The sequence below is a fragment of the Streptomyces sp. CNH189 genome (assembly GCF_000527195.1).
Genome location: NZ_AZUS01000005.1, coordinates 134,088 through 153,549 on the forward strand (window position 1 = coordinate 134,088; position 19,462 = coordinate 153,549).

Consider the following 19,462-nt stretch of genomic DNA (forward strand, 5'->3'; position numbering starts at 1 on the left):
CCGGCCGTGGACCGGCGGGGCCGCCCCTCACCCACCCGAGCGGTCCAGCGCCGCCCGCAGATGGCCGTCGGACTCGTCGAGCAGCCGGGCGGCCGTCGGCCCGTCCACCCCGGCCAGCAGTACCAGGATCGCGTGCTTGACCTCGCCGTCCGTGGCGGCCAGGGCCTGCTCGACGGCGGCGTCGTCCGCGCCCGTCACCTGGGCGACGATGCGGCGGGAGCGGGCGCGCAGCTTCTCGTTGGAGGCGCGCACGTCGACCATCAGGTTCCCGTAGGTCTTGCCGAGCCGGATCATTGTGATCGTCGAGATCATGTTCAGCACGAGCTTCTGTGCCGTGCCGGCCTTGAGGCGGGTGGAACCGGTGAGGAACTCCGGGCCGACGACGACCTCGATGCCGTGCTCGGCCGCCGCCGCGAGTGCGCTGCCCCGGTTGCAGGACAGCCCCACGGTGAGAGCGCCCCGCTCACGGGCGTACGTGACGGCGCCGACCGCGTAGGGGGTGCGGCCGGAGGCGGAGATGCCGACCACCGTGTCGTCGGTGGTGAGGCCCAGCGCGTCCAGGTCGGCCTCGGCGAGCTCGGCGGAGTCCTCGGCGCCCTCCACCGAGGTGACCATGGCGTCCGGGCCGCCCGCGATCAGGCCGACGACCCGCGCCGGGTCGGTGTTGAAGGTGGGCGGGCACTCGGAGGCGTCCAGCACGCCCAGCCGTCCCGCGGTGCCCGCGCCGGCGTGGACCAGCCGTCCGCCGCGGGCCATCCGCTCCGCCACGGCGTCGATGGCGGCGGCGATCGCCGGCACCTGCTCGGCCACGGCACCCGCGACCGTGGCGTCCTCGGCGTTCATCAGCCGTGCGATCTCGAGCGTGGGCAGCCGGTCGACGTCCGCCAGCTCCGGCCGGAACGCCTCGGTGGTCAGGGTCTCCAGCTGGGAGCGCAGGTCGCGGTCACGGGAGGTGGAGGTCATGGGCGGTGTCTTTCGGTCTGGGTCCTGGCGGCACGGGACGGGTGGGGCGGGGGCGCGCCCGTACGCGGCCGCGGGCATCGGCGGCCGCGTACGCGCGCGGGTGTCCTCACGGACCCCTGCGGCCCGCCCGGTGCCGGTGTGCCAGTGCTTCGTACGAGGCCGACAGTGCCGGTGCGGCCGCGTCGTAGGTCCGCTGGGCGACACCCACGAACAGGCAGTCCACGACCAGCAGTTGGCTCGTCCGGGAGGACATCGCTGCCGGGCGCAGTTCGCTCTCGCGGGCCGTGGACGTGGTCAGGACGTGGTCGGCGTACTGCGTGACGGGGCTGTCGGGGCGGCCGGTGACCGCGACCGTGGTGGCGCCGCGCTCGAAGGCCACCCGGAGCGGCTCGATGACGTCCCCGGTCGAACCGGAGTGGGTGATCGCGATCGCCACGTCGCCGGAGCGCAGCTGCACCGCGTTGGTGACGGCGAGGTGCGGGTCGCTGTGGGCGTGCGCCATCAGACCTATGCGCAGCAGCTTCTGGGTGAGATCCTGGGCGACCAGCCCCGACGCGCCGACGCCGTACACATCGGTGCGGCGGGCGCCCGCGAGGGCGGTCACGGCGGCGGCGAGCTGGACGGTGTCCAGCCCGGCGGCGGTGTCGGCGAGGGTCTGCTGCTCGTCGTAGGCGAGCTTGGCCACGACGTCGGCGATGGGGTCGTCCACCGCGATGTCCGTGGTGATGGCGGGGGCGCGCCCGGACTGCTGCTGGGCGGCGAGGCCGGCCAGGGCGAGCCGCAGGTCGCGGTAGCCCGGGTAGCCGAGCAGGCGGGCGGTGCGGACGACGGTGGCCTCGCTGGTGCCGGTCAGCTCGGCGAGGCCGGTGACCGTGAGCGCCGCGCAGCCGGCCGGGTCGTCGGCGACGGCCTCGGCGACGCGCTGCATGGAGCGGGTCATCGACGGGGCCAGCGTGCGCACCTTGGCCGCGAGGGCGGCGGGCGCGGGCGGGGCGGGCGGAGCACCGGCCGAACCGTTCCCGAAAATTTCCTTCACGTCATTGGTCACGAAATGAAAGATATTTTCGCCCCGGGGTCCGGGTCAAGAGTGCGCACAATGGAGCACATGCACCCCGAGCGTGAACCCGGCACCCCTCCGGTCGGCCCCCTGGAACAAGCGTTGCACGCGGCACGGGCCCTCGTGCTGGCCGATCTGGTCGCCCGCGGGGTCGCCGAGGCGGACGTGGTGTCCCTGGTCGAGGACTCCGTCTCGCACCGCCGCTGGTGGGTCGAACAGTGGCCGGAGGGCGCCGGTTTCCTGGCCGGCCTGGTCGCCCAGGACGTGCAGGACGCCCTGCTGGAGCGGTACGGACGCTGGCCGCTGTGCCCGGTGTGCCGCAGCGGCGACCCGCACGCACTGGACATCGAACCGGAGCTGGGCCCGGACCCGCACTGGGTGTGCCACAAGGCGGGCGTGAAGGTCGCGGCGGTCGGCGGACTGGGCGAGGCGGACCCCTCGTGACCCTGTACATCGACCCGCCCACCTGGCCGGGGCACGGCCGCCTGTGGTCGCACCTGGTGAGCGATGTCTCCTACGCCGAGCTGCACCTCTTCGCCGACGGCCTGGGCGTGCCGCGCCGCGCCTTCGAACGTGACCATTACGACATCCCCGCCCACCGGTACGCCGACGCGGTGCGCGCGGGCGCGGTCGAGGTCAGCAGCCGCGAGGTGGTGCGGCTGCTGCACGGGGCGGGCCTGCGGCGGCGCAAGGGAGCCGGGCGGACGGGCCTTTCCGGCTAGGGCCGCAGTTCGTAGGTGATGCGGCCCTCCTGGCGGGAGACCTCGGTGAACCCGGCGCGGGTGACGACCTTCTGCGAGGGCACGTTGCCCTCCTCGACGACGGCCACCACGGTGTCCGCCGCGTCCTGGGCGAGCGCCCACGCCGACAGGGTGCGCAGCGCCTCGGTCGCGTAGCCGTTCCCGCGCGCGTCCGCGACGAGGTCGTAGCCGATCTCCACCCGGCCGTCGGCGTCGGGGGCGCTGTGGAACCCCATCGCGCCCACCGCCCGGTCGTCCTCCCGCCGCACCAGCACGTACATGCCCCACTCCGGGGCGAACGCGCCGTCCTCGTACTGCTTGACCGTGATCCCCGCGCCCACGCGGGTCCCGTCGGCGGGCGCCCCGCCCGCCCAGGTGAAGCCGCCGTCGCCCGCCACGGACAGGTCCGCCGCGACGGCCGGGGTGACGCCCTCCAGGGTGAGCCGCTCCGAGCGGAGCACCGGGTTGTTGCTCCAGCGCCACGCGGTGACCGGCTCCCGCCCGGGCAGCTCGCCCCGGCCCGTCGCCCACAGCAGCGTCGGCCAGGGCGCGGGGCCCGGCCGCACCTGCGGGAAGATCCGGGTCAGCACGAACTCGCAGAGCGCTGCGGGCGGGTCGTACGCCACACCCAGCCCCTCGGCCATGTCGTGGGTGTGCAGCAGCACCTCGGCCACGCCCATCGCGGCGAAGCCCTCGCGGTTCGCGTGCCGGAAGGGATACGGGTGGAAGGCGCGCACGGCCCGGGGGGTGGTGCGCACGGCGGCGGCGAGGAGGGCGCCGGTCGTGGCGATCACCTGGAGCACGCCCGCGTTGTCGGCCGGGTCCAGGCCGTCGTCGCCGCCGTCCAGGGTGATGTCGAAGGGCACGTACGCGTCCTGCGCCCGGCCCGCCAGCTGGCCCGCGTACGAGATCAAGTCACCCGCGACGTGCACCGCCGTGTCCCGGCAGCTCCAGTCCAGCCGGCCCGCCCGCACCGCCGTCCAGTCACGGCCGGCGACCGCCCCCAGCGCCGCCACGCAGTGCGCGACGGCTTCCTCCACCTGTTCCGCTCCCGATCCATGCATGACGGGGAGGCTAGGCGGAAGGCGGGGGCGGGGTCGACAGCATTTCCAGCTCGCCGCGCAGGTTGTAGCGGGCGGTGGTCTCCCAGTGCTCCTGGCCGTAGGGGGTGCGGAACAGGCGGCGCAGGCCGAGGAGTTGGCGCAGGATGTCGGCGCGGCCCTCGCGGAAGGCGTCGTTCGGCACGAAGTGGTACTCCTCGCGGACGGCGGCGGTGTAGGCGGCGTACGACGACGGCGACGCGGCGAGGACCGCGAGGTCGGCGTCGCACAGCACCTGGCCGTCGCGGTCGTCGTCCGCGGGGTCGTGCGACACGGTGAGCCGCACCAGGCGGGCCACCTCCTCGGCCTTCTCCTCGGACACCCCGGCCTCGGGGAGCGCCCGTTCGGCGAGACGGGCGGACCGCTCCTCGTTCTCCGACCGGTCCGGCAGGTACACGGCGTCGTGGAACCACGCGGCGAGCCGCACGAGGTCGGGGTTGCCGGCGTACTCCGCCAGCTCGTCGACGCGGTCGAGCACGGCGGTGAGGTGGTCGAGCGTGTGGTAGCGCCGCTGCGGCTCCTGCCAGCGGGCGAACAGGTTCTCCGCGTACGGCACGGGGTCCGGACCCTCCGCGGATCCCCGGGCCCCTTCCAGCGCACGGACGAAACGGTCACGGAGGTCTTGGGTGTCGGCCATGCGCCCATTGTTTCCGGTCCGGGCCCGGTGCGTCACAGCGTCAGCTCCGCGCGCACCGTTTTCCCGGGGCCGCCGTCCGCACGCGGTACGACGCGGACCCGGCTCGCGAGCTGCGACACCGGCCACAGTCCGCTGCCGGTCTCCGCCTCCGGGTCGGCAGGCGGGCGGGGCGCGTCCACGGGCGGGCGGTCGTCCCGGGTGTCGGTCACCTCGACGCGGACGAGGTCACGGGCGGCGCTCAGCGCCAAGGCCAGCCAGCGTCGCGGCCCGGCACCCGGCCGTGGGTCACCGCGTTCGCGGCGAGCTCCGCCACGACGAGCGTCACGGTCTCGTTCACCTCGGACGCGTAGGGGAAGCCCCGCGAACCCGCGCCCGTGCTGAGCTTCGTCCTGGAGGAAGCCGTCCTGCAGCGGCCCATCGGCGGAAGAGACGTGCTGCGGAACCAACTCGAGCACTTGCTCGGCACCGGCCGGAACCCGAACGTTGAGATCCAGGTGATGCCGACCGAGGCGACCGACCACGCCTGTGTGGACGGTCCGTTCACGTTGATGGTGCCGGAAGGAGGGGAGCCGGTGGCCCACTTGGAGAGTCAGGGAAGCGGTCGGGTGATCACCGACAGGGAGATCGTCCGGGGCATCGCGGCGCGGTATGGAATCATCCGGGCCCAGGCACTGACCCCGGCGGAGTCCCTGCGCCGCATCGAGCAACTGCTGCAAGGAGTCTTATGACAAGCGTGCAGTACAACGGCCAGTCGCTCCACTGGTTCAAGTCCCGTCACAGCGGCGGAGCCGGGGGCGACTGCCTGGAAGTCGCCGCCCTCCCCACCGCTGTCCACGTGCGTGACTCGAAGGACATCGGGCGGGGCGCCTTCGCCGTGACGCCGGCCGCGTGGTCCGTGTTCGTCGCGCATGCGCGACGGATGCGCTGACGAGTACCGAACCGTCGTCACGACCGCCGTTCCACGCGGGCGACGCCGCCCGTCTCCAAGGCGGTCCACAGGGCGCCGTCGGGCCCCACGGTGATGCCGTGGGGCTCGGAGGCCGGGTCCGGGAGGGCGTGTTCCGTGATCTCGCCGGCCTCCGTGACGCGGCCGACGCGGCCCGTGCCCCATTCCGTGAACCAGTACTCGCCGTCGGCCGCGGCGACGATCGCGTGCGGTTTGGCCGAGCGGTCGGGGAGGGGGAACTCCGTGATCCGGCCGTCGGGCGAGATCCTGCCGATCTGGCCTGCAAGGATCTCGGTGAACCAGACCGCGTGGCCGTCGGCGGCGATGCCGACCGGCCCGGCGGTGTCCGTGGGCAGGGGGTGCACGGCGGTGTCGCCGTCGACGGTGATGCGGCCGATCGCGCTCGCGCCGTTCAGGGTGAACCACAGCGCGCCGTCCGGCCCCGTCGTGATCGCGGAGGGGAAGCCGCCCGCGACCGGGAGGGCGAACTCGGTGACCTCCCCGTCGACGGTGACGCGGCCGATGCGGTCACCGGTCGTCTCCGTGAACCACAGCGCGCCGTCGGGACCGGACGTGATGCCGTACGGTCCGCCGTCGGAGGACGGCAGCGCGAAGGACGTCACCTCGCCGTCGACGGTGACGCGGCCGATCCGGTGGTCCTGGAAGCGGGTGAACCACAGCGCGCCGTCCGGTCCGGGCGTGATGACCGTGGGACGGCAGTCGGGCGCGTCCAGGGCGTACTCCCGGAACGCGCCGTCGAGGGTGAGGCGGGCGACGCTTCCGCGGTGCACCAAGGTGATCCAGAGGGCGTCGTCGGGGCCGGCCGTGATGCCGTAGGGTCCGGCCTTCTCGTCCGTGAGGCGGAACGTGCTGACGGAGGGGGTACGCGGGGACGGCACATCAACTCCCGGTGGGACGGTCATCCCCGGCACCCTGGCCGGACGTGACGCCCGGCGCAACCGCCTTTCGTCTCCGGCGCCCCGCGGACGCCGACCGCGGGGCATGTACACAAACGGAAGGGCTGATAACGGCTGGTGCCGGTGATCTTCCGCTGAGTAGTGTGGCCCGCCGGAGCGCGAACCACCGCCCGCACACCACTCCGCGGGCCCCCGACCCGAAGGAGACCGTACGTAGTGAGCAACCAGGTGCAACCGACGTTCGTCCTGGTCCACGGGGCCTTCGCCAACTCCTTCTCCTTCGCGCCGCTCCAGGCCGAACTCGGCCTGCTCGGGCACCGTTCGGTCGCCGTCGACCTGCCCGGCCACGGCTTCGCGGCCACCTACACCCGCGCCTACCAGGCACCGCAGGACCCCGAAGGGCTCGCCACCGCGCCCGGCGCGATCAAGGGCGTCACGCTCGCCGACAACGCCGCGCACCTGATCGGCGTCCTGGAGCGGGCGAAGCGGAACGGCCCGGTGATCCTCGTCTCGCACAGCCGGGGCGGCGCCACGGCCACGGCCGCGGCCAACGCGCGGCCCGACCTGATCGACCGCATCGTCTACGTCTCCGCCTGGTGCCCGGTCGCGCTCGACGTGGGCGACTACTACGCCGAGCCGGAGATGGCCAAGGTCGACGCCGCCTCGCTGGCCCTGGCCGCGTCCGGGAACCCCGCCGAACTCGGCCTGCTCCGCGTCAACTTCCGCACCGCGGACCCGGCCGCCCTCGCGGCGTTCAGGGCGGCCTTCCTCGCCGACGGCACCGACGAGGAGTTCCTGACCTTCCTGAACACCTTCCAGCCCGACGAGAACCTGGACGTCGGCACCTCCGCCGACCGGGCGCAGGCCGCGACCTGGGGCACGATCCCGAAGACGTACGTCCGCCTGGCCGACGACGCGAGCATGCCGCTCGCCCTGCAGGACCGGCTGATCCGCGAGGGTGACGAGCTGACGCCGGACAACCCCTACGACGTCCGCACCCTCCCGGGCAGCCACCTGAAGTGGCTGGTCGACCCGGCGCCGGCGGCCCGCCTCCTGGGTGAACTCGCGGACCTCACCGCCCCGTCCGTCCGGCCGTGACGTTCCCCGGCCGGGGGTGACTCCCGTGGCCGTGCCGGAGCGATTGCCGTCACGGCGGCGGCTCAGGCCCTAGCGTGGACGGCATGACGACTCCTGCGGATGTGCACGAGGTACGGGACCCCGAACTGCCGGGACGGCTGCTGGTCGTCGAACGGGACGCGCTGCTCCCGCTGTTGCGGGCGAGGGACGAGGGCGACTTCGCGCTGCCGGTGGTGGCGTGTCCGGGCTGGACGGTCCGGGACCTGCTGGCGCACTGCTCGGCGGCGCTGTCCCGGGTGGTGGAGAGCCGGTACGACAAGGACGTGTTCTCGCCCGAGTGCAACGAACGCGACATCGCCGAGCGGGCCGGCTGGAGCAACGCGGAGGTCCTCGACGAGCTGGAACGCGGGATGACCGCGGCGGGGCCGGTCATCGCCGAGGCGGGCGGGCTGCTCGACGGGGCCGCGCTCGGCGAGTGGGTGCACGCCGGGGACGTACGGGTCGCGTTCGGTGAGCCGGGCGCGTACGCGGGCGCGGGGCTGCCGTTCGCGCTCGCCCTGCTGGCCCAGGTCACCAGTGCGCGGGGGCATCTGTCGCTGCACGCCGACCTCGACGACGTCGACGAACCGCTGCGGCTGGGCGGCGTCTCCGGGGAGCGGCCCCCGGCGCGCTTCATCGGCGACGCCCCCACGCTGGTACGGCTGTACGCCGGACGCCCGGTGGACGGGGTGTCGTACGAGCTGGCCGGGGCGGAGGCGGCGGAGCTGAACATCTTCGGCTGACCGGCGGGTGGGGGGCCGTGGGCCGGCGGCCGGGCGTAGGCTTGGATTGGACTAGACCTGTAGGAGCCGACCCGAGCCGACGAATGGGGCCCCATGAGCAAGCGTGCAGTCCTGGAGGTGATCGCCCTCGACGTCGAGGACGCCGTCGCCGCCCAGGCCGGAGGTGCGGACCGTCTGGAGCTGGTCACCGACATGGCGGCGGACGGGCTGACGCCGACGGCGGCGACGGTGGCGGGGATCCGCGCGGCCGTGGACATCCCGGTACGGGTCATGCTGCGGCTGGCGGACGGTTTCGCGGCGGGGGCCCACGAACGGCTGCTCGCGGCGGCGTGCGAGATGAGGGAGGCGGGGGCGGAGGAGTTCGTCCTCGGCTTCCTCGACGCGGACGGTGAGGTGGACCTGGCGGCGGTGGAGCGGATCGCGGGCGAGCTGGAGGGGTGCCGGTGGACGTTCCACCGCGCCATCGACCACGCGGCCGACCGTGACGCCCTGCGCAAGCAGCTCGCGGACTTCCCCGGCCTGGACACGTACCTGACCGCCGGCTCGGCGGCGGGCGTGGACACGGGCCTTCCGGTCCTCCTCGCGGAGGCGGACCGGTGCGGTGAGCCCGGGTACGGGCAGCAGTTGCTGGTGGGCGGCGGCCTCCGCCTGGACCACGTACCGGGCCTGCGGGACGCGGGCGTGGACGCCTTCCACATCGGCGGCGCGGCACGTCCGGACGGCTGGACCGGCCCGGTCTCGGCGGACGCCGTCGCCCGGTGGCGGGGGGTTCTGGGCGAGTGAGCCCCCTCTGACGCCGGGCGGGGGCGCGGGACTTCTCGGGCCTGGCTGCGGCACCCGGAGTTCCACCTGCAGCGCCGCCGCAGCCAGGGGGCGACGGGTCAGCCCAGCTGGGCCGGGAGTGGGGTCGTGTGGGTGATGATCAGGCCGGAGACCGCTCGGGTCAGGGTGACGTAGAGGCGGCGGAGGCCGGTGCGTTCGTCGGGTTCGGCGTCCACCACCGCCTGGGGTTCGTCGAGGAGGACGTAGTCGTACTCCAGGCCCTTCGCCAGGGACGCGGGGACCAGGGTGAGGCGGGTGGCCTCCGTCGTCTCCTCGCCGGGGGAGACGTGGGTCAGGCCCGCCGTCTCGAGGGCCTCGGCCAGTTCCGGGACGCGGGGGTCCGCCGCGATCAGGCCCACCGAGCCCTCACAGGACAGCAGTTCGCGGCACGCGGCGACGACGTCGTCCGGGCCCTCGGAGCGGCGTACCTCGAAGAAGCCGGGGTTCTCGCGGATCGACGCGACCGGGGTGAGGCCCGGGGCGATGTGCGGGAGCAGCCGGGACGCGTACGTGATGACGTCCGTCGGGACACGGAAACCGGCCGTCAGCTCCTCCACCACCGCGTCCCGCTTGCCCAGGTGGGACAGGGCCTCCTCCCAGCTGCGCGTCGCCCACGGGGTGGTGCCCTGCGCCAGGTCCCCCAGCACGGTCGCCGAACCGGTCGTGCAGCGCCGCCCCACCGCCCGGTACTGCATGGGGGACAGGTCCTGCGCCTCGTCGAGGACGACATGGCCGAGGGAGGGAGTGCGCTGGATCAGGTCCGTCGCCTCGTCGATCAGCACCGCGTCCGCGGCCGACCACTTCGCCGACTTCACCGAACGGGCCGGCTTCGCCCAGAGGACCTGCTCCTGCTCCTGCTCGTCGAGCAGCCCCTCCGCGTGCTCCGCCAGGAACTCCGCGTCGCCCAGCAGCCGCAGCACCAGCTTCGCCGGGTCCACGGCCGGCCAGACCGCCTTCACGGCCGTCTTCACCGCCGCGTTGCGCGCCACCGCGTCCTGCACCCGGTCGTCCGGCGCCTCGCCCGCCCGCTCCATCTGCACCAGCACCGCGTGCGCGATCCGCTGCGGAAGCGCCTCACGGGCGGCGCCGTAGCGGATGCCCCGGTCCAGCAACTGCCGCACGATTTCCTCGAGTTCGTACGCCGGGACCCGCCAGCGGCGTGATCCGCGCACGATCACGACCGGCTCGGCGGGCATGGCCACGTGGGAGTACAGCGCCCGGCGCAGCACCTCCGCCATGCGGGCGTCGCCCTTGACCACCGCCGCCGTCGCGCCGTCCGTCCCGCGCACCTCGACGTGCGCCACCAGGTCGTCCACCGTGGCCTGGGCGACGGTGAGTTCGCCCAGCGCGGGCAGCACCTGCTCGATGTAGTGCAGGAACGACCGGTTCGGCCCGACGACCAGCGTGCCGGTGCGGGCCAGGCGCTCACGGTGGGCGTACAGCAGGTACGCGACGCGGTGCAGGCCGACGGCCGTCTTCCCGGTGCCGGGGCCGCCCTGCACGCACACGCTGCCCGACAGCCCGGACCGGACGATCTCGTCCTGCTCCGGCTGGATCGTGGCGACGATGTCCCGCATCGGGCCGACGCGCGGACGTTCGATCTCCCGCTGGAGCAGCTTGCTGGTGGTGGCCGCCTCGGCAGGGTCGGAGAGGTGCTCGTCCTCGTACGCGGTGAGGTCGCCGCCGGTGTAGCCGAAGCGGCGGCGCAGCGCGACGTCCATCGGGTCCTTCTTGGACGCCCGGTAGAACGGCTGCGACACCGGCGCTCGCCAGTCGATCACCATCGGGTCGCCGTCCGCGTCGTGCACATGGCGGCGCCCGATGTAGAACAGCTCCCCCTCCGCGCCCTCGGCCGCTTCCGCGCCGGGGGCGTGCAGGTAGTCGAGGCGGCCGAAGAACAGCGGGGTGCCGCTGAGGTCGGCCAGCGCCTTGATCCGCTCCCCGATCTGGCGCTCCAGCACCGCCGCGTTCACCCAGTTGGCCGTGACGTCGCGGATGTCGAGCGCCTCGACGTCCTCCCGCATGGCGCGCAGGGCGGAGCGGGACGCGGCGAGGTGGGAGCGTTCGCGGGCCAGGGGGTCGTCGGCGGGGATGCCGGCGGGGCCGTCCAAGGGCTCGTCTACAGGCGTGGACGCGGACAAGAGGGTGCCTCCGGGAACGTGCTGCGGGTGTGCTGCGACGATGCCGGCCGGTTTCCGTCCGGGCGGCTGCGCTCCATCGGGGGAGGCGGGGGAAGCGGCGATTCTAGGGCGTGGGGCGGGGGCCGTCCAAACGGTTTTCAGCGTGCCCCGGACGACGGTCCGCGTGCCCCGGACGACGGTCCGCGCCGCCGGACACCCCGTGCCGTGCCGACCCCGTCGCGCGCCGCGCCGGCCCCGTCGTCAGGGACGCCAGCAGCGCCAGCCGCTCGGCGTCCTCGCTGCCCGGTGCCGCGTGGTAGGCCGCGAGCATCAGCCCGTCCGGGCCGTCGACGTCCAGCTTGGAGAGGGTCAGGCTCAGCTCCCCGACCTGCGGGTGGTTCATCCGGATCGGCTTGTCGACGACCGGCCGCACGTCGTGGCGGGCCCACACCTCGCGGAACTCGGCGCTCGCCAGCGACAGCTCCCCGACGAGCCGCACCACGCGAGGGTCGTCGACGTCGGACCCGAGCCGCCGCCGGAAGACGGCCACGCACTGGGCCGCCGTGTGCGACCAGTCCGCGTGCAGGTCCCGCTCGGCCGGGTCGAGGAAGAACGACCGCAGCCGGTTCTCGCCCACCCGCACGGACGGCACCAGCGCGGACGCGAGCGGGTTGACCGCGATCACGTCGAGGGTCCGGTCCGTCACGAACGCCGGCAGCCCGACCGACTGCAGCAGCTGCGCCGTCGCCGGCGGGACGGCCGGGCGCCGGGACGGGCGGCGGCGGGCCTTGGGCCGGGGCGCGGCGAGCTGGTGCAGGTACGCGGTGGCGGTGTCGTCGAGCAGCAGCACCCGGGCGAGCGCGTCGAGGACCTGCGCCGAGGGATTGCGGTCGCGGCCCTGCTCCAGCCGCAGGTAGTAGTCGGAGCTGATGCCGGCGAGCAGGGCGACCTCTTCACGGCGCAGCCCCGGCACCCGGCGGATCCCGTGAACAGGCAGGCCCATGTCGGCCGGTGTCACCAGCTCGCGGCGCGCCCGGAGATAGTCACCGAGCCGGTTCTCCTCAGACATGCGTTCCATCGTAGGCGCGCGGGACCGTCCGTCCCTGGTCCTGTCACTCCCAGGATCGCCAGGGGGCTGGGCGGGGCGCCGGCCGCGGCGGACGGTGGGGGCATGACCACCGCGACCACTTCCGACAGCACTCCGACTCCCACGCTCCCCGGCGGCACCTGGACGATGGGCGACCTGACCGTCACCCGGTTCGGGTACGGCGCCATGCAGCTCGCGGGGCCGGGCGTGATGGGTCCGCCCGCCGATCACGACGGCGCCCTCGCCGTGCTGCGCGAGGCCGTGCGCCTCGGCATCACCCACATCGACACCGCCGACGCCTACGGCCCGCACGTCACCAACCGGCTGATCCGTGAGGCCCTGCACCCCTACCCCGGCCCGCTGCACGTCGTCACCAAGGTCGGCGCGCACCGCGACGCCGACGGCGGCTGGCCCCCGGCACGCAAGCCCGACGACCTGCGCCGGGCCGTGGACGCCAACCTGGAGACCCTCGGCGTCGACACGCTGGACCTGGTGAACCTGCGGCTCGGTGACGCCACGGGACCGCGTCCCGGCTCGCTCGCCACGGCGTACGAGACCCTCGTCGAGCTCCAGGAGCAGGGCCTGGTCCGGCACCTCGGTCTGAGCAACGCGACCCCCGAGCAGATCGCCGAGGCGGAGACCATCGCCCCGTTCGTCTGCGTGCAGAACCTCTACAACCTCGCCCACCGGCAGGACGACGACCTCGTCGACCGGCTCGCCGAACAGGGCGTCGCCTACGTGCCGTTCTTCCCGCTCGGCGGGTTCACCCCGTTGCAGTCCGCGACGCTCTGGGCCGTGGCCGAGCGGCGCGGGGTCCGCCCGATGGCGGTCGCCCTGGCCTGGCTGCTGCGGCGCTCGCCGAACATCCTGCTGATCCCGGGCACCTCGTCGGTGGCGCACCTACGGGAGAACATCGCCGGTGCGAGCCTGGACCTGACCGAGGAGGACCTGGCCGCCCTCGACACGATCGGCCGCTGACCCCCTCCGGGCCGCCCGCAGCCCGGAGAACAACCCCTAGGTCCGAGGGGAACACCCCTAGGGGTGACCCCGTCCTGCCTGAGAGGGACGGCTCGTTCCGCAGGCGTACGCGGCGGGCCGGCGGATCGGTCCCCTGGGCCGATGCCGGTACGGGGGCCCGCGAGCAACCATGGACACATGAGCGCAGCCACCGTCCACCCCACCAGTCCGCCGGTCCGCCCGAGCGGCGCCAGCCCGGTCGAGGGCAGTCACCCGCACCGCGTCGGTGACGCCCTGCGCGCCGTGAAGGTGTTCCTCGGCGCGGCCTTCGACGTGATCCTTCTCGGCGAGTACGGCCAGGAGGCGGGCGTCCGCCGCCGGTAGACGCCCTCGCTCCTCCGGCCCCGCCCGCCCTACTCCCGCCCTTCCGCGCCGCCCTACTCCCGCCCTTCCGCGCCGTCCGCGTCCGCTTGCGCTTCCGTGCCGGCCACCTGCGCCTCCGCGCCGTCCGCGTCCGCCTCCGCGTCGGGTGCCGGCTGCACGAACAGCAGGTCACGCGCCTCCTCCGCCGCGCGGATCATGGTCGCGGAGACGAAGTCGAGGAACCGCGCGACGCTCTCCAGACGCGTGGCGGCCGGCGTTCCCGGCCCCATGACGTCCACCCCCTCCCGTGAGGCCACCGCGATCTGTGCGGTGGAGCGCGCGCTGGCGACCATCGACCGGTACCAGATGTCCTCGTCGAAGCCGTAGCGCTCACGGCGCCCTTCGTCGCGGAAGCGGCGGACGAGGTCCTGGCTCTCCAGGAACGCGATCGCCTTCGACACCGACGCCGGGCTGACCTGAAGCCGCTCCGCCAGCTCGCCGGCGGTGAGGCTGCCGGAGTCGCTGAGGGTCAGACAGGCCATGACCCTGGCCATCATCCTGGGCGTGCCCGAGGCGATGAAGACCGTGGTGAGCGTCTCCTCGTACGCCCGCACCGCCTCCGGATCCCGCCCGTACGCGTCCGGCGCCGCCTTCGCCTGCCGCGCACCCCGCCTGCGCCGCTGGGCGCGCTGCTCGCTCGCGCGCTGCGCCAGCTCAGGGCGGTAGGCGGTGGGGCCGCCGTTGCGCATCACCTCCCGCGTGACCGTCGAGGTCGGACGGTCGAGCCGCCGCGCGATCTCCGCGTACGCCAGCCCGTCGGCCAGCCCCGACGAGATCTCCTGGCGTTCCTGCTGAGTGAGCCTGCCTCCTGGCACCGCGGGTCTCCTTCGTGGTCCGTGGGTGCGTCGAGCATAGCGTTCACTTTCTTCTCGTTGCTACGAACCACCCTCCCTCTGTTGCGTTAAATCGCAAACCGTTGCAACGATTTAAAGGGGCTGAACTGCACAGATGCAGTTCTGATGCAACAAAGATGTTGCCCAAATTATGAACGCAACGTAGCGTTTTCGGTGTCAGAAACAACGACCCGAAGGAGCGCACGATGCAGTTCGAGACGCCCGCCCCCATCTCGGTTGCTCTCGACGTCGCCGCCGGCCGCATCCGGTTCGTCGCCGCCGACCGGGCCGACACCGTGGTCGAGGTCCTGCCCGTGGACGCCACGAAGAGCCGCGACACCAAGGCGGCGGAGCAGACCACGGTCGAGTATCGCGACGGAGTCCTGCGGATCGACGGCCCGCAGGCGAAGAAGCAGCTTCTCGGCCCGTCGGGGTCCGTCGCCATCACCGTCCAGTTGCCCGCCGGCTCCCGCGTCGAGGCGAAGGCCGTCGGCGCGGAGCTGCGGAGCGAAGGCCGGCTCGGCGACGTCGTCATCGAGGGCGCGCAGGGCCCGGTCGAGCTCGACGAGACCGCGAGCGCCGGCCTCACCGTCCTCGCCGGCGACGTCTCGGTCGGCCGCCTGGGCGGCCCCGCCGAGATCAGCACCCGGAAGGGCGACATCCGCGTCACCGAGGCTCTGCGCGGCACGGTCACGCTGCGCACCGAGCACGGCGACATCGCCGTCGGCGCCGCCCGCGGGGTCTCCGCCTCCCTCGACGCCGGCACCGGTTACGGCCGGATCCACAACACGCTCAGGAAAGCCGACGGCGCCGCCGCCGGCCTCACGGTCCACGCGACCACCGCCTACGGCGACATCACCGCGCGCAGCCTGTGACCACCCTCTGCCAGTGCCTGTGACCACCCTCTGCCCATGAAGGAGACACCCATGACCGGTTCGGCCATCGCGGCGAGCGGGCTGCGCAAGTCCTACGGCGACAAGGTCGTGCTCGACGGCGTCGACCTCGCCGTGGAGGAAGGCACGATCTTCTCCCTGCTCGGGCCGAACGGCGCGGGCAAGACCACGATCGTCAAGATCCTCTCCACGCTCGTCGGCGCGGACGCGGGCGACATCCGGGTGGGCGGTCACGACCTCGCCGCGGACCCGCAGGCCGTACGGGCCTCGATCGGCGTCACCGGCCAGTTCTCCGCCGTCGACGGTCTGATCACCGGAGAGGAGAACATGCTCCTGATGGCCGACCTGCACCACCTGTCCCGCCGCGAGGGCCGGCGGGTCGCCGCCGAACTGCTGGAGCGCTTCGACCTCGCCGACGCGGCGATGAGGCCCGCCGCCACCTACTCGGGCGGCATGAAGCGACGCCTCGACATCGCCATGACCCTGGTCGGCTCCCCGCGGATCATCTTTCTCGACGAGCCCACCACCGGACTCGACCCCCGCTCCCGCCACACCATGTGGGGCATCATCCGCGAGCTGGTCACCGGCGGCGTGACCGTCTTCCTCACCACGCAGTATCTGGAGGAGGCCGACCAGCTCGCCCACCGCATCGCCGTCCTCCACGACGGACGGATCGCCGCCGACGGCACCGCGGAGGAACTGAAGCGGATCGTCCCCGGCGGGCACGTCCGGCTCCGCTTCACCGATCCGGCCGGCTACCGGTCCGCCGCCGCCGTCCTGCCCGGCGCGGCCCCCGACGACGCCTCACTCACCCTGCGCATCCCCAGCGGCGGCAGCCAGCGCGAACTGCGCGCCGTCCTGGACCGGCTCGACTCCGCCGGTGTGGAGGCGGACGAGCTGACCGTGCACACCCCCGACCTCGACGACGTCTTCTTCGCCCTGACCGAGGGCGCCGCCGTCCCCGCCCCGTCCGCCGCCCCCTCGAAGGAGACCGTCCGATGACCGCCGTCCAGACTCCCGCCCGCCCGGGCCGCTTCTCCCTCGCGCTGCGCGACTCGTCCACGATGGTGCGCCGCAACCTGCTGCACGCGCGGCGCTACCCGTCCCTCACGCTCAACCTGCTGCTCACCCCGGTCATGCTGCTCCTGCTCTTCGTGTACGTCTTCGGCGACGTGATGAGCGCCGGACTGGGCGGCGGCGGCCGGTCCGCGTACGTCGCCTACCTGGTGCCGGGCCTGCTGCTGATGACCATCGGCTCCACCGCCATCGGCACCGCGGTCTCCGTGTCGATGGACATGACGGAAGGGATCGTGTCCCGCTTCCGCACCATGGCCATCCACCGCGGCTCGGTGCTCGTCGGGCACGTCGTCGGCAGTGTGCTGAAGGCGGTCCTGAGCGTGGTCGTCGTGGGCGCGGTGGCCGTGGCGATCGGCTTCCGCTCGACGGACGCCACGGCGCTGGAGTGGCTGGCCGCCCTCGGCCTGCTGGTGCTGTTCGCGACGGCGCTCACCTGGATCGCGGTCGGCATGGGCCTCGGCGCCCCGAACGCCGAGGCCGCCAGCAACAACGCCACCCCGCTGATCCTGCTGCCGCTGCTGTCCAGCGCCTTCGTCCCGGTCGACGGGATGCCGGGCTGGTTCCGGCCGGTCGCCGAGTACCAGCCGTTCACGCCGGCCATCGAGACCCTGCGCGGGCTGCTGCTGGGCAGCGAGATCGGCCACAACGGGTGGCTGGCGCTGGGCTGGTGCGTGGCCCTGACGGTGCTCGGCTACTTCTGGTCGACGGCCTCCTTCGCCCGCGACCCGAAGTGAGGCACCCGCCACCGGAAGTGAGGCGCCCGCCACCGGAAGTGAGGCGCCCGCCACCCGACGTGAGTACGTGTACACCCGCCCAGTTGAGTAGCGGCCCCGGTGCGAGCAGTCGCCCGGGGCCGCTTCACTGGCCGTATGAGTCACCACGGCGCCCTCGCCCCCGCCCCGCCGGACCGGCAGTACCGGGCCGAGCGGGACCCCCGCGCGTGGGTGGCGCCCGCTCTCGCCACCGTGCTCGGGGTGATGCTGGCGCCGCTCGCGCTGCTGTTCGGGGCGCTGTCCGTCATGGCGACGGACAGCTGCGGCCCCGACGACTGCTCGCCGGCCCTGACGACCGCCCTGGACGTCGTCCACGGCACCCTGTTCCTCGGCGGCCTCCTCGCGGTGGCCGCCTGCGCCGCCTCCTGGCTGTTGCCGTGGACCCGCCGCTGGGCGGTCGCCCGCGTCTGGCTGGCCGGACTGTCGCTGCTGCCCTGGCTGTGCGTCCTGGCGCTGGTGCTCAACCTGCCCGAGGGATGACGCGGGACAGCTGACGGGTCAGTTCCCCGCGAGGAGCTCGTCCGCGTCCATGATCCGGTAGGCGTACCCCTGCTCGGCCAGGAACCGCTGGCGGTGCGCCGCGAAGTCCTGGTCGATGGTGTCGCGGGCGACCACGGAGTAGAAGTGCGCCTTGTGCCCGTCCGCCTTCGGCCGCAGCACCCGGCCGAGCCGCTGCGCCTCCTCCTGCCGCGACCCGAAGGTGCCCGACACCTGCACGGCGACCGTCGCCTCCGGCAGGTCGATCGAGAAGTTCGCGACCTTCGACACCACCAGCACGCTCAGCTCGCCCTGCCGGAACGCCTCGAACAGCTTCTCCCGCTGGGCGTTGGACGTCTCGCCCTTGATGACCGGCGCGTCCAGGTGCTCGCCCAGCTCGTCGAGCTGGTCGATGTACTGCCCGATGACCAGGATCTGCTGCCCGGCGAACCGGCGGACGATCGCCTCCGTCACCTTCTGCTTGGTGGCGGTCGTCGAGCAGAAGCGGTACTTCTCCTCCTGCTCGGCCGTCGCGTACGCCAGCCGCTCGGAGTCGGTGAGGTTCACCCGGACCTCGACGCAGTCGGCGGGGGCGATGTAGCCCTGCGCCTCGATCTCCTTCCACGGCGCGTCGAACCGCTTCGGGCCGATCAGCGAGAAGACGTCCGACTCGCGGCCGTCCTCACGGACCAGGGTGGCCGTCAGGCCGAGCCGGCGCCGGGCCTGGAGGTCGGCGGTGAACTTGAAGACGGGCGCGGGCAGCAGGTGCACCTCGTCGTAGACGATCAGGCCCCAGTCCCGGGAGTCGAACAGCTCCAGGTGGGGGTAGACGCCCTTCCGCCTCGTCGTCAGCACCTGGTAGGTGGCGATGGTGACGGGGCGGATCTCCTTCTTCGTGCCGCTGTACTCGCCGATCTCCTCCTCGGTGAGCGACGTCCGCTTCACCAGCTCGTGCTTCCACTGCCGGGCCGAGACGGTGTTGGTGACGAGGATCAGCGTGGTCGACTTCGCCTGCGCCATCGCGCCCGCGCCGACCAGCGTCTTGCCGGCGCCGCAGGGCAGGACGACCACGCCGGAGCCGCCGTGCCAGAAGTTCTCCACGGCCTGCTTCTGGTACGGGCGCAGCGCCCAGCCGTCCTCGGCCAGCTCGATCGGGTGCGCCTCGCCGTCCACGTACCCGGCGAGGTCCTCGGCCGGCCAGCCCAGCTTCAGCAGGGTCTGCTTGATCTGCCCGCGCTCCGAGGGGTGCACCTGGACCGTGTCCGGGTCGATCCGGGCGCCGACGAGCGGGGCGACGCGCTTTGAGCGCAGCACCTCCTCCAGCACCGGGCGGTCGGTGGTGGTGAGGACGAGTCCGTGCGCGGGGTGCTTGACCAGGCTGAGCCGGCCGTAGCGGTCCATGGTCTCGGCGATGTCGACGAGCAGCGCGTGCGGCACCGGGTAGCGGCTGTACTGCACCAGCGCGTCGACGACCTGCTCGGCGTCGTGGCCGGCGGCGCGCGCGTTCCACAGGCCGAGCGGGGTCACGCGGTAGGTGTGGATGTGTTCGGGGGCCCGTTCCAGTTCGGCGAACGGCGCGATGACGCGACGGCAGTCGTCGGCCTGCTCGTGGTCGACCTCGAGGAGCAGAGTTTTGTCGGACTGGACGATGAGCGGACCATTCACGCGCGGCTGCCTTTCTGCGACGGGCTCGGCACGGGCACTGCACGGCCAAACGTCCAGTTTGCCTGATCGCATTCCACACCGTTCCCCGAAGCCTCCCTCAGGGGCGCCGGGCTGTA

Annotated in this window: 22 protein-coding genes and 1 pseudogene; 13 read left to right on the top strand and 10 right to left on the bottom strand. The window is 73.3% G+C overall.

The genetic code is table 11. From position 1 onward, the window contains the following. Positions 1-27 precede the first annotated feature (27 nt). Positions 28-963 (bottom strand): N-acetylmuramic acid 6-phosphate etherase, encoded by a 936-nt coding sequence (gene murQ, locus B100_RS0109240; protein ID WP_024884157.1) that lies wholly within the window; start codon positions 961-963, stop codon positions 28-30. A 106-nt stretch (positions 964-1,069) separates the two neighbouring features. Continuing rightward, on the bottom strand, positions 1,070-2,011 hold the full coding sequence (locus B100_RS0109245; RefSeq protein ID WP_024884158.1) for a MurR/RpiR family transcriptional regulator: 942 nt from the start codon (positions 2,009-2,011) through the stop codon (positions 1,070-1,072). Between the two features lie 57 nt (positions 2,012-2,068). On the opposite strand from B100_RS0109245, the gene B100_RS0109250 reads away from it, so the two are divergent. Next, the gene (locus B100_RS0109250; RefSeq protein WP_024884159.1) at positions 2,069-2,464 is read left to right on the top strand and encodes a hypothetical protein; all 396 of its coding nucleotides are present in this window, start codon (positions 2,069-2,071) and stop codon (positions 2,462-2,464) included. Beyond that, positions 2,461-2,742, top strand: a complete 282-nt coding sequence (locus tag B100_RS0109255) for a DUF4031 domain-containing protein (RefSeq protein ID WP_024884160.1) — start codon at positions 2,461-2,463, stop codon at positions 2,740-2,742. The genes B100_RS0109250 and B100_RS0109255 overlap by 4 nt, the downstream gene beginning before the upstream one ends. On the opposite strand, the gene B100_RS0109260 is transcribed toward B100_RS0109255, so the two are convergent. Genes B100_RS0109260 through B100_RS33800 form a run of 3 tightly spaced genes read right to left on the bottom strand, consistent with a single transcriptional unit; the run spans position 2,739 to position 4,745 of the window. Beyond that, on the bottom strand, positions 2,739-3,800 hold the full coding sequence (locus tag B100_RS0109260; RefSeq protein WP_024884161.1) for a GNAT family N-acetyltransferase: 1,062 nt from the start codon (positions 3,798-3,800) through the stop codon (positions 2,739-2,741). The genes B100_RS0109255 and B100_RS0109260 overlap by 4 nt on opposite strands. Positions 3,801-3,834: 34 nt before the next feature. Then, entirely contained in the window at positions 3,835-4,497 is a 663-nt protein-coding gene (locus B100_RS0109265) for an HD domain-containing protein (RefSeq protein WP_024884162.1), read from the bottom strand. 32 nt (positions 4,498-4,529) lie between these two features. Continuing rightward, positions 4,530-4,745 carry an ATP-binding protein gene (locus B100_RS33800; RefSeq protein WP_486585611.1) on the bottom strand — a complete coding sequence of 72 codons (216 nt, stop codon included), beginning with the start codon at positions 4,743-4,745 and terminating at the stop codon, positions 4,530-4,532. Positions 4,746-4,856: 111 nt separating this feature from the next. Between B100_RS33800 and B100_RS0109275 the strand changes: the two are divergent. Both B100_RS0109275 and B100_RS0109280 read left to right on the top strand, forming a co-directional pair. Continuing rightward, positions 4,857-5,225 (top strand): annotated as a pseudogene (locus B100_RS0109275) (DUF5753 domain-containing protein); the annotation flags it as partial. Next, the gene (locus B100_RS0109280) at positions 5,222-5,425 is read left to right on the top strand and encodes a DUF397 domain-containing protein (RefSeq protein WP_024884164.1); all 204 of its coding nucleotides are present in this window, start codon (positions 5,222-5,224) and stop codon (positions 5,423-5,425) included. The pseudogene B100_RS0109275 and the gene B100_RS0109280, both read left to right, overlap by 4 nt. 17 nt (positions 5,426-5,442) lie before the next feature. On the opposite strand, the gene B100_RS0109285 is transcribed toward B100_RS0109280, so the two are convergent. Further along, on the bottom strand, positions 5,443-6,366 hold the full coding sequence (locus B100_RS0109285; RefSeq protein ID WP_051489956.1) for a virginiamycin B lyase family protein: 924 nt from the start codon (positions 6,364-6,366) through the stop codon (positions 5,443-5,445). A gap of 210 nt (positions 6,367-6,576) precedes the next feature. On the opposite strand from B100_RS0109285, the gene B100_RS0109290 reads away from it, so the two are divergent. The 3 genes from B100_RS0109290 (at position 6,577) to B100_RS0109300 (ending at position 9,002) form a co-directional block, all read left to right on the top strand. Further along, complete coding sequence (locus B100_RS0109290) at positions 6,577-7,458, top strand: alpha/beta fold hydrolase (RefSeq protein WP_024884166.1); 882 nt, start codon at positions 6,577-6,579, stop codon at positions 7,456-7,458. An 83-nt stretch (positions 7,459-7,541) separates the two neighbouring features. Continuing rightward, a complete protein-coding gene (locus tag B100_RS0109295; protein ID WP_037722556.1) occupies positions 7,542-8,219 on the top strand; it encodes a maleylpyruvate isomerase family mycothiol-dependent enzyme in 678 nt (225 codons plus the stop codon). A gap of 93 nt (positions 8,220-8,312) precedes the next feature. Next, entirely contained in the window at positions 8,313-9,002 is a 690-nt protein-coding gene (locus B100_RS0109300) for a copper homeostasis protein CutC (protein WP_024884168.1), read from the top strand. Positions 9,003-9,100: 98 nt separating this feature from the next. Here the strand turns inward: B100_RS0109300 and B100_RS0109305 are convergent, their stop codons facing one another. Together B100_RS0109305 and B100_RS0109310 are read right to left on the bottom strand one after the other, a co-directional pair. After that, complete coding sequence (locus tag B100_RS0109305; protein WP_024884169.1) at positions 9,101-11,182, bottom strand: AAA family ATPase; 2,082 nt, start codon at positions 11,180-11,182, stop codon at positions 9,101-9,103. Positions 11,183-11,285: 103 nt separating this feature from the next. Further along, entirely contained in the window at positions 11,286-12,239 is a 954-nt protein-coding gene (locus B100_RS0109310; RefSeq protein WP_024884170.1) for an MmyB family transcriptional regulator, read from the bottom strand. Between the two features lie 93 nt (positions 12,240-12,332). On the opposite strand from B100_RS0109310, the gene B100_RS0109315 reads away from it, so the two are divergent. Continuing rightward, positions 12,333-13,226 carry an aldo/keto reductase family oxidoreductase gene (locus tag B100_RS0109315; protein ID WP_024884171.1) on the top strand — a complete coding sequence of 298 codons (894 nt, stop codon included), beginning with the start codon at positions 12,333-12,335 and terminating at the stop codon, positions 13,224-13,226. Between the two features lie 177 nt (positions 13,227-13,403). Next, the gene (locus tag B100_RS0109320) at positions 13,404-13,589 is read left to right on the top strand and encodes a hypothetical protein (RefSeq protein ID WP_024884172.1); all 186 of its coding nucleotides are present in this window, start codon (positions 13,404-13,406) and stop codon (positions 13,587-13,589) included. Between the two features lie 53 nt (positions 13,590-13,642). Here B100_RS0109320 and B100_RS0109325 read toward each other — a convergent pair whose 3' ends face one another. Then, positions 13,643-14,443 carry a helix-turn-helix domain-containing protein gene (locus B100_RS0109325; protein ID WP_024884173.1) on the bottom strand — a complete coding sequence of 267 codons (801 nt, stop codon included), beginning with the start codon at positions 14,441-14,443 and terminating at the stop codon, positions 13,643-13,645. A 224-nt stretch (positions 14,444-14,667) separates the two neighbouring features. Between B100_RS0109325 and B100_RS0109330 the strand changes: the two genes are divergently transcribed. From B100_RS0109330 to B100_RS0109345, 4 genes are all read left to right on the top strand, one after another. After that, positions 14,668-15,336, top strand: coding sequence for a DUF4097 family beta strand repeat-containing protein (locus B100_RS0109330; RefSeq protein ID WP_024884174.1), 669 nt, complete (start codon positions 14,668-14,670; stop codon positions 15,334-15,336). 51 nt (positions 15,337-15,387) lie between these two features. Further along, complete coding sequence (locus B100_RS0109335) at positions 15,388-16,356, top strand: ATP-binding cassette domain-containing protein (RefSeq protein WP_024884175.1); 969 nt, start codon at positions 15,388-15,390, stop codon at positions 16,354-16,356. Beyond that, positions 16,353-17,165, top strand: a complete 813-nt coding sequence (locus tag B100_RS0109340) for an ABC transporter permease (protein WP_024884176.1) — start codon at positions 16,353-16,355, stop codon at positions 17,163-17,165. Before B100_RS0109335 ends, B100_RS0109340 begins: the two co-directional genes overlap by 4 nt. A 135-nt stretch (positions 17,166-17,300) precedes the next feature. After that, positions 17,301-17,684: a hypothetical protein gene (locus B100_RS0109345; protein WP_024884177.1), complete on the top strand. Its 384-nt coding sequence runs from the start codon at positions 17,301-17,303 to the stop codon at positions 17,682-17,684. A gap of 18 nt (positions 17,685-17,702) precedes the next feature. Here the strand turns inward: B100_RS0109345 and B100_RS0109350 are convergent, their stop codons facing one another. Further along, positions 17,703-19,346 carry a DNA repair helicase XPB gene (locus tag B100_RS0109350; RefSeq protein WP_024884178.1) on the bottom strand — a complete coding sequence of 548 codons (1,644 nt, stop codon included), beginning with the start codon at positions 19,344-19,346 and terminating at the stop codon, positions 17,703-17,705. Positions 19,347-19,462 lie beyond the last annotated feature (116 nt).

Bases quoted from the DNA above. Each gene is read 5' to 3' on its own strand.
- murQ (WP_024884157.1), bottom strand. From the start codon at position 963: ATGACCTCCACCTCCCGTGACCGCGACCTGCGCTCCCAGCTGGAGACC.
- B100_RS0109250 (WP_024884159.1), top strand. From the start codon at position 2,069: ATGCACCCCGAGCGTGAACCCGGCACCCCTCCGGTCGGCCCCCTGGAA.
- B100_RS0109265 (WP_024884162.1), bottom strand. From the start codon at position 4,497: ATGGCCGACACCCAAGACCTCCGTGACCGTTTCGTCCGTGCGCTGGAA.
- B100_RS0109280 (WP_024884164.1), top strand. From the start codon at position 5,222: ATGACAAGCGTGCAGTACAACGGCCAGTCGCTCCACTGGTTCAAGTCC.
- B100_RS0109285 (WP_051489956.1), bottom strand. From the start codon at position 6,366: ATGACCGTCCCACCGGGAGTTGATGTGCCGTCCCCGCGTACCCCCTCC.
- B100_RS0109295 (WP_037722556.1), top strand. From the start codon at position 7,542: ATGACGACTCCTGCGGATGTGCACGAGGTACGGGACCCCGAACTGCCG.
- B100_RS0109300 (WP_024884168.1), top strand. From the start codon at position 8,313: ATGAGCAAGCGTGCAGTCCTGGAGGTGATCGCCCTCGACGTCGAGGAC.
- B100_RS0109310 (WP_024884170.1), bottom strand. From the start codon at position 12,239: ATGGAACGCATGTCTGAGGAGAACCGGCTCGGTGACTATCTCCGGGCG.
- B100_RS0109315 (WP_024884171.1), top strand. From the start codon at position 12,333: ATGACCACCGCGACCACTTCCGACAGCACTCCGACTCCCACGCTCCCC.
- B100_RS0109320 (WP_024884172.1), top strand. From the start codon at position 13,404: ATGAGCGCAGCCACCGTCCACCCCACCAGTCCGCCGGTCCGCCCGAGC.
- B100_RS0109330 (WP_024884174.1), top strand. From the start codon at position 14,668: ATGCAGTTCGAGACGCCCGCCCCCATCTCGGTTGCTCTCGACGTCGCC.
- B100_RS0109335 (WP_024884175.1), top strand. From the start codon at position 15,388: ATGACCGGTTCGGCCATCGCGGCGAGCGGGCTGCGCAAGTCCTACGGC.
- B100_RS0109340 (WP_024884176.1), top strand. From the start codon at position 16,353: ATGACCGCCGTCCAGACTCCCGCCCGCCCGGGCCGCTTCTCCCTCGCG.
- B100_RS0109345 (WP_024884177.1), top strand. From the start codon at position 17,301: ATGAGTCACCACGGCGCCCTCGCCCCCGCCCCGCCGGACCGGCAGTAC.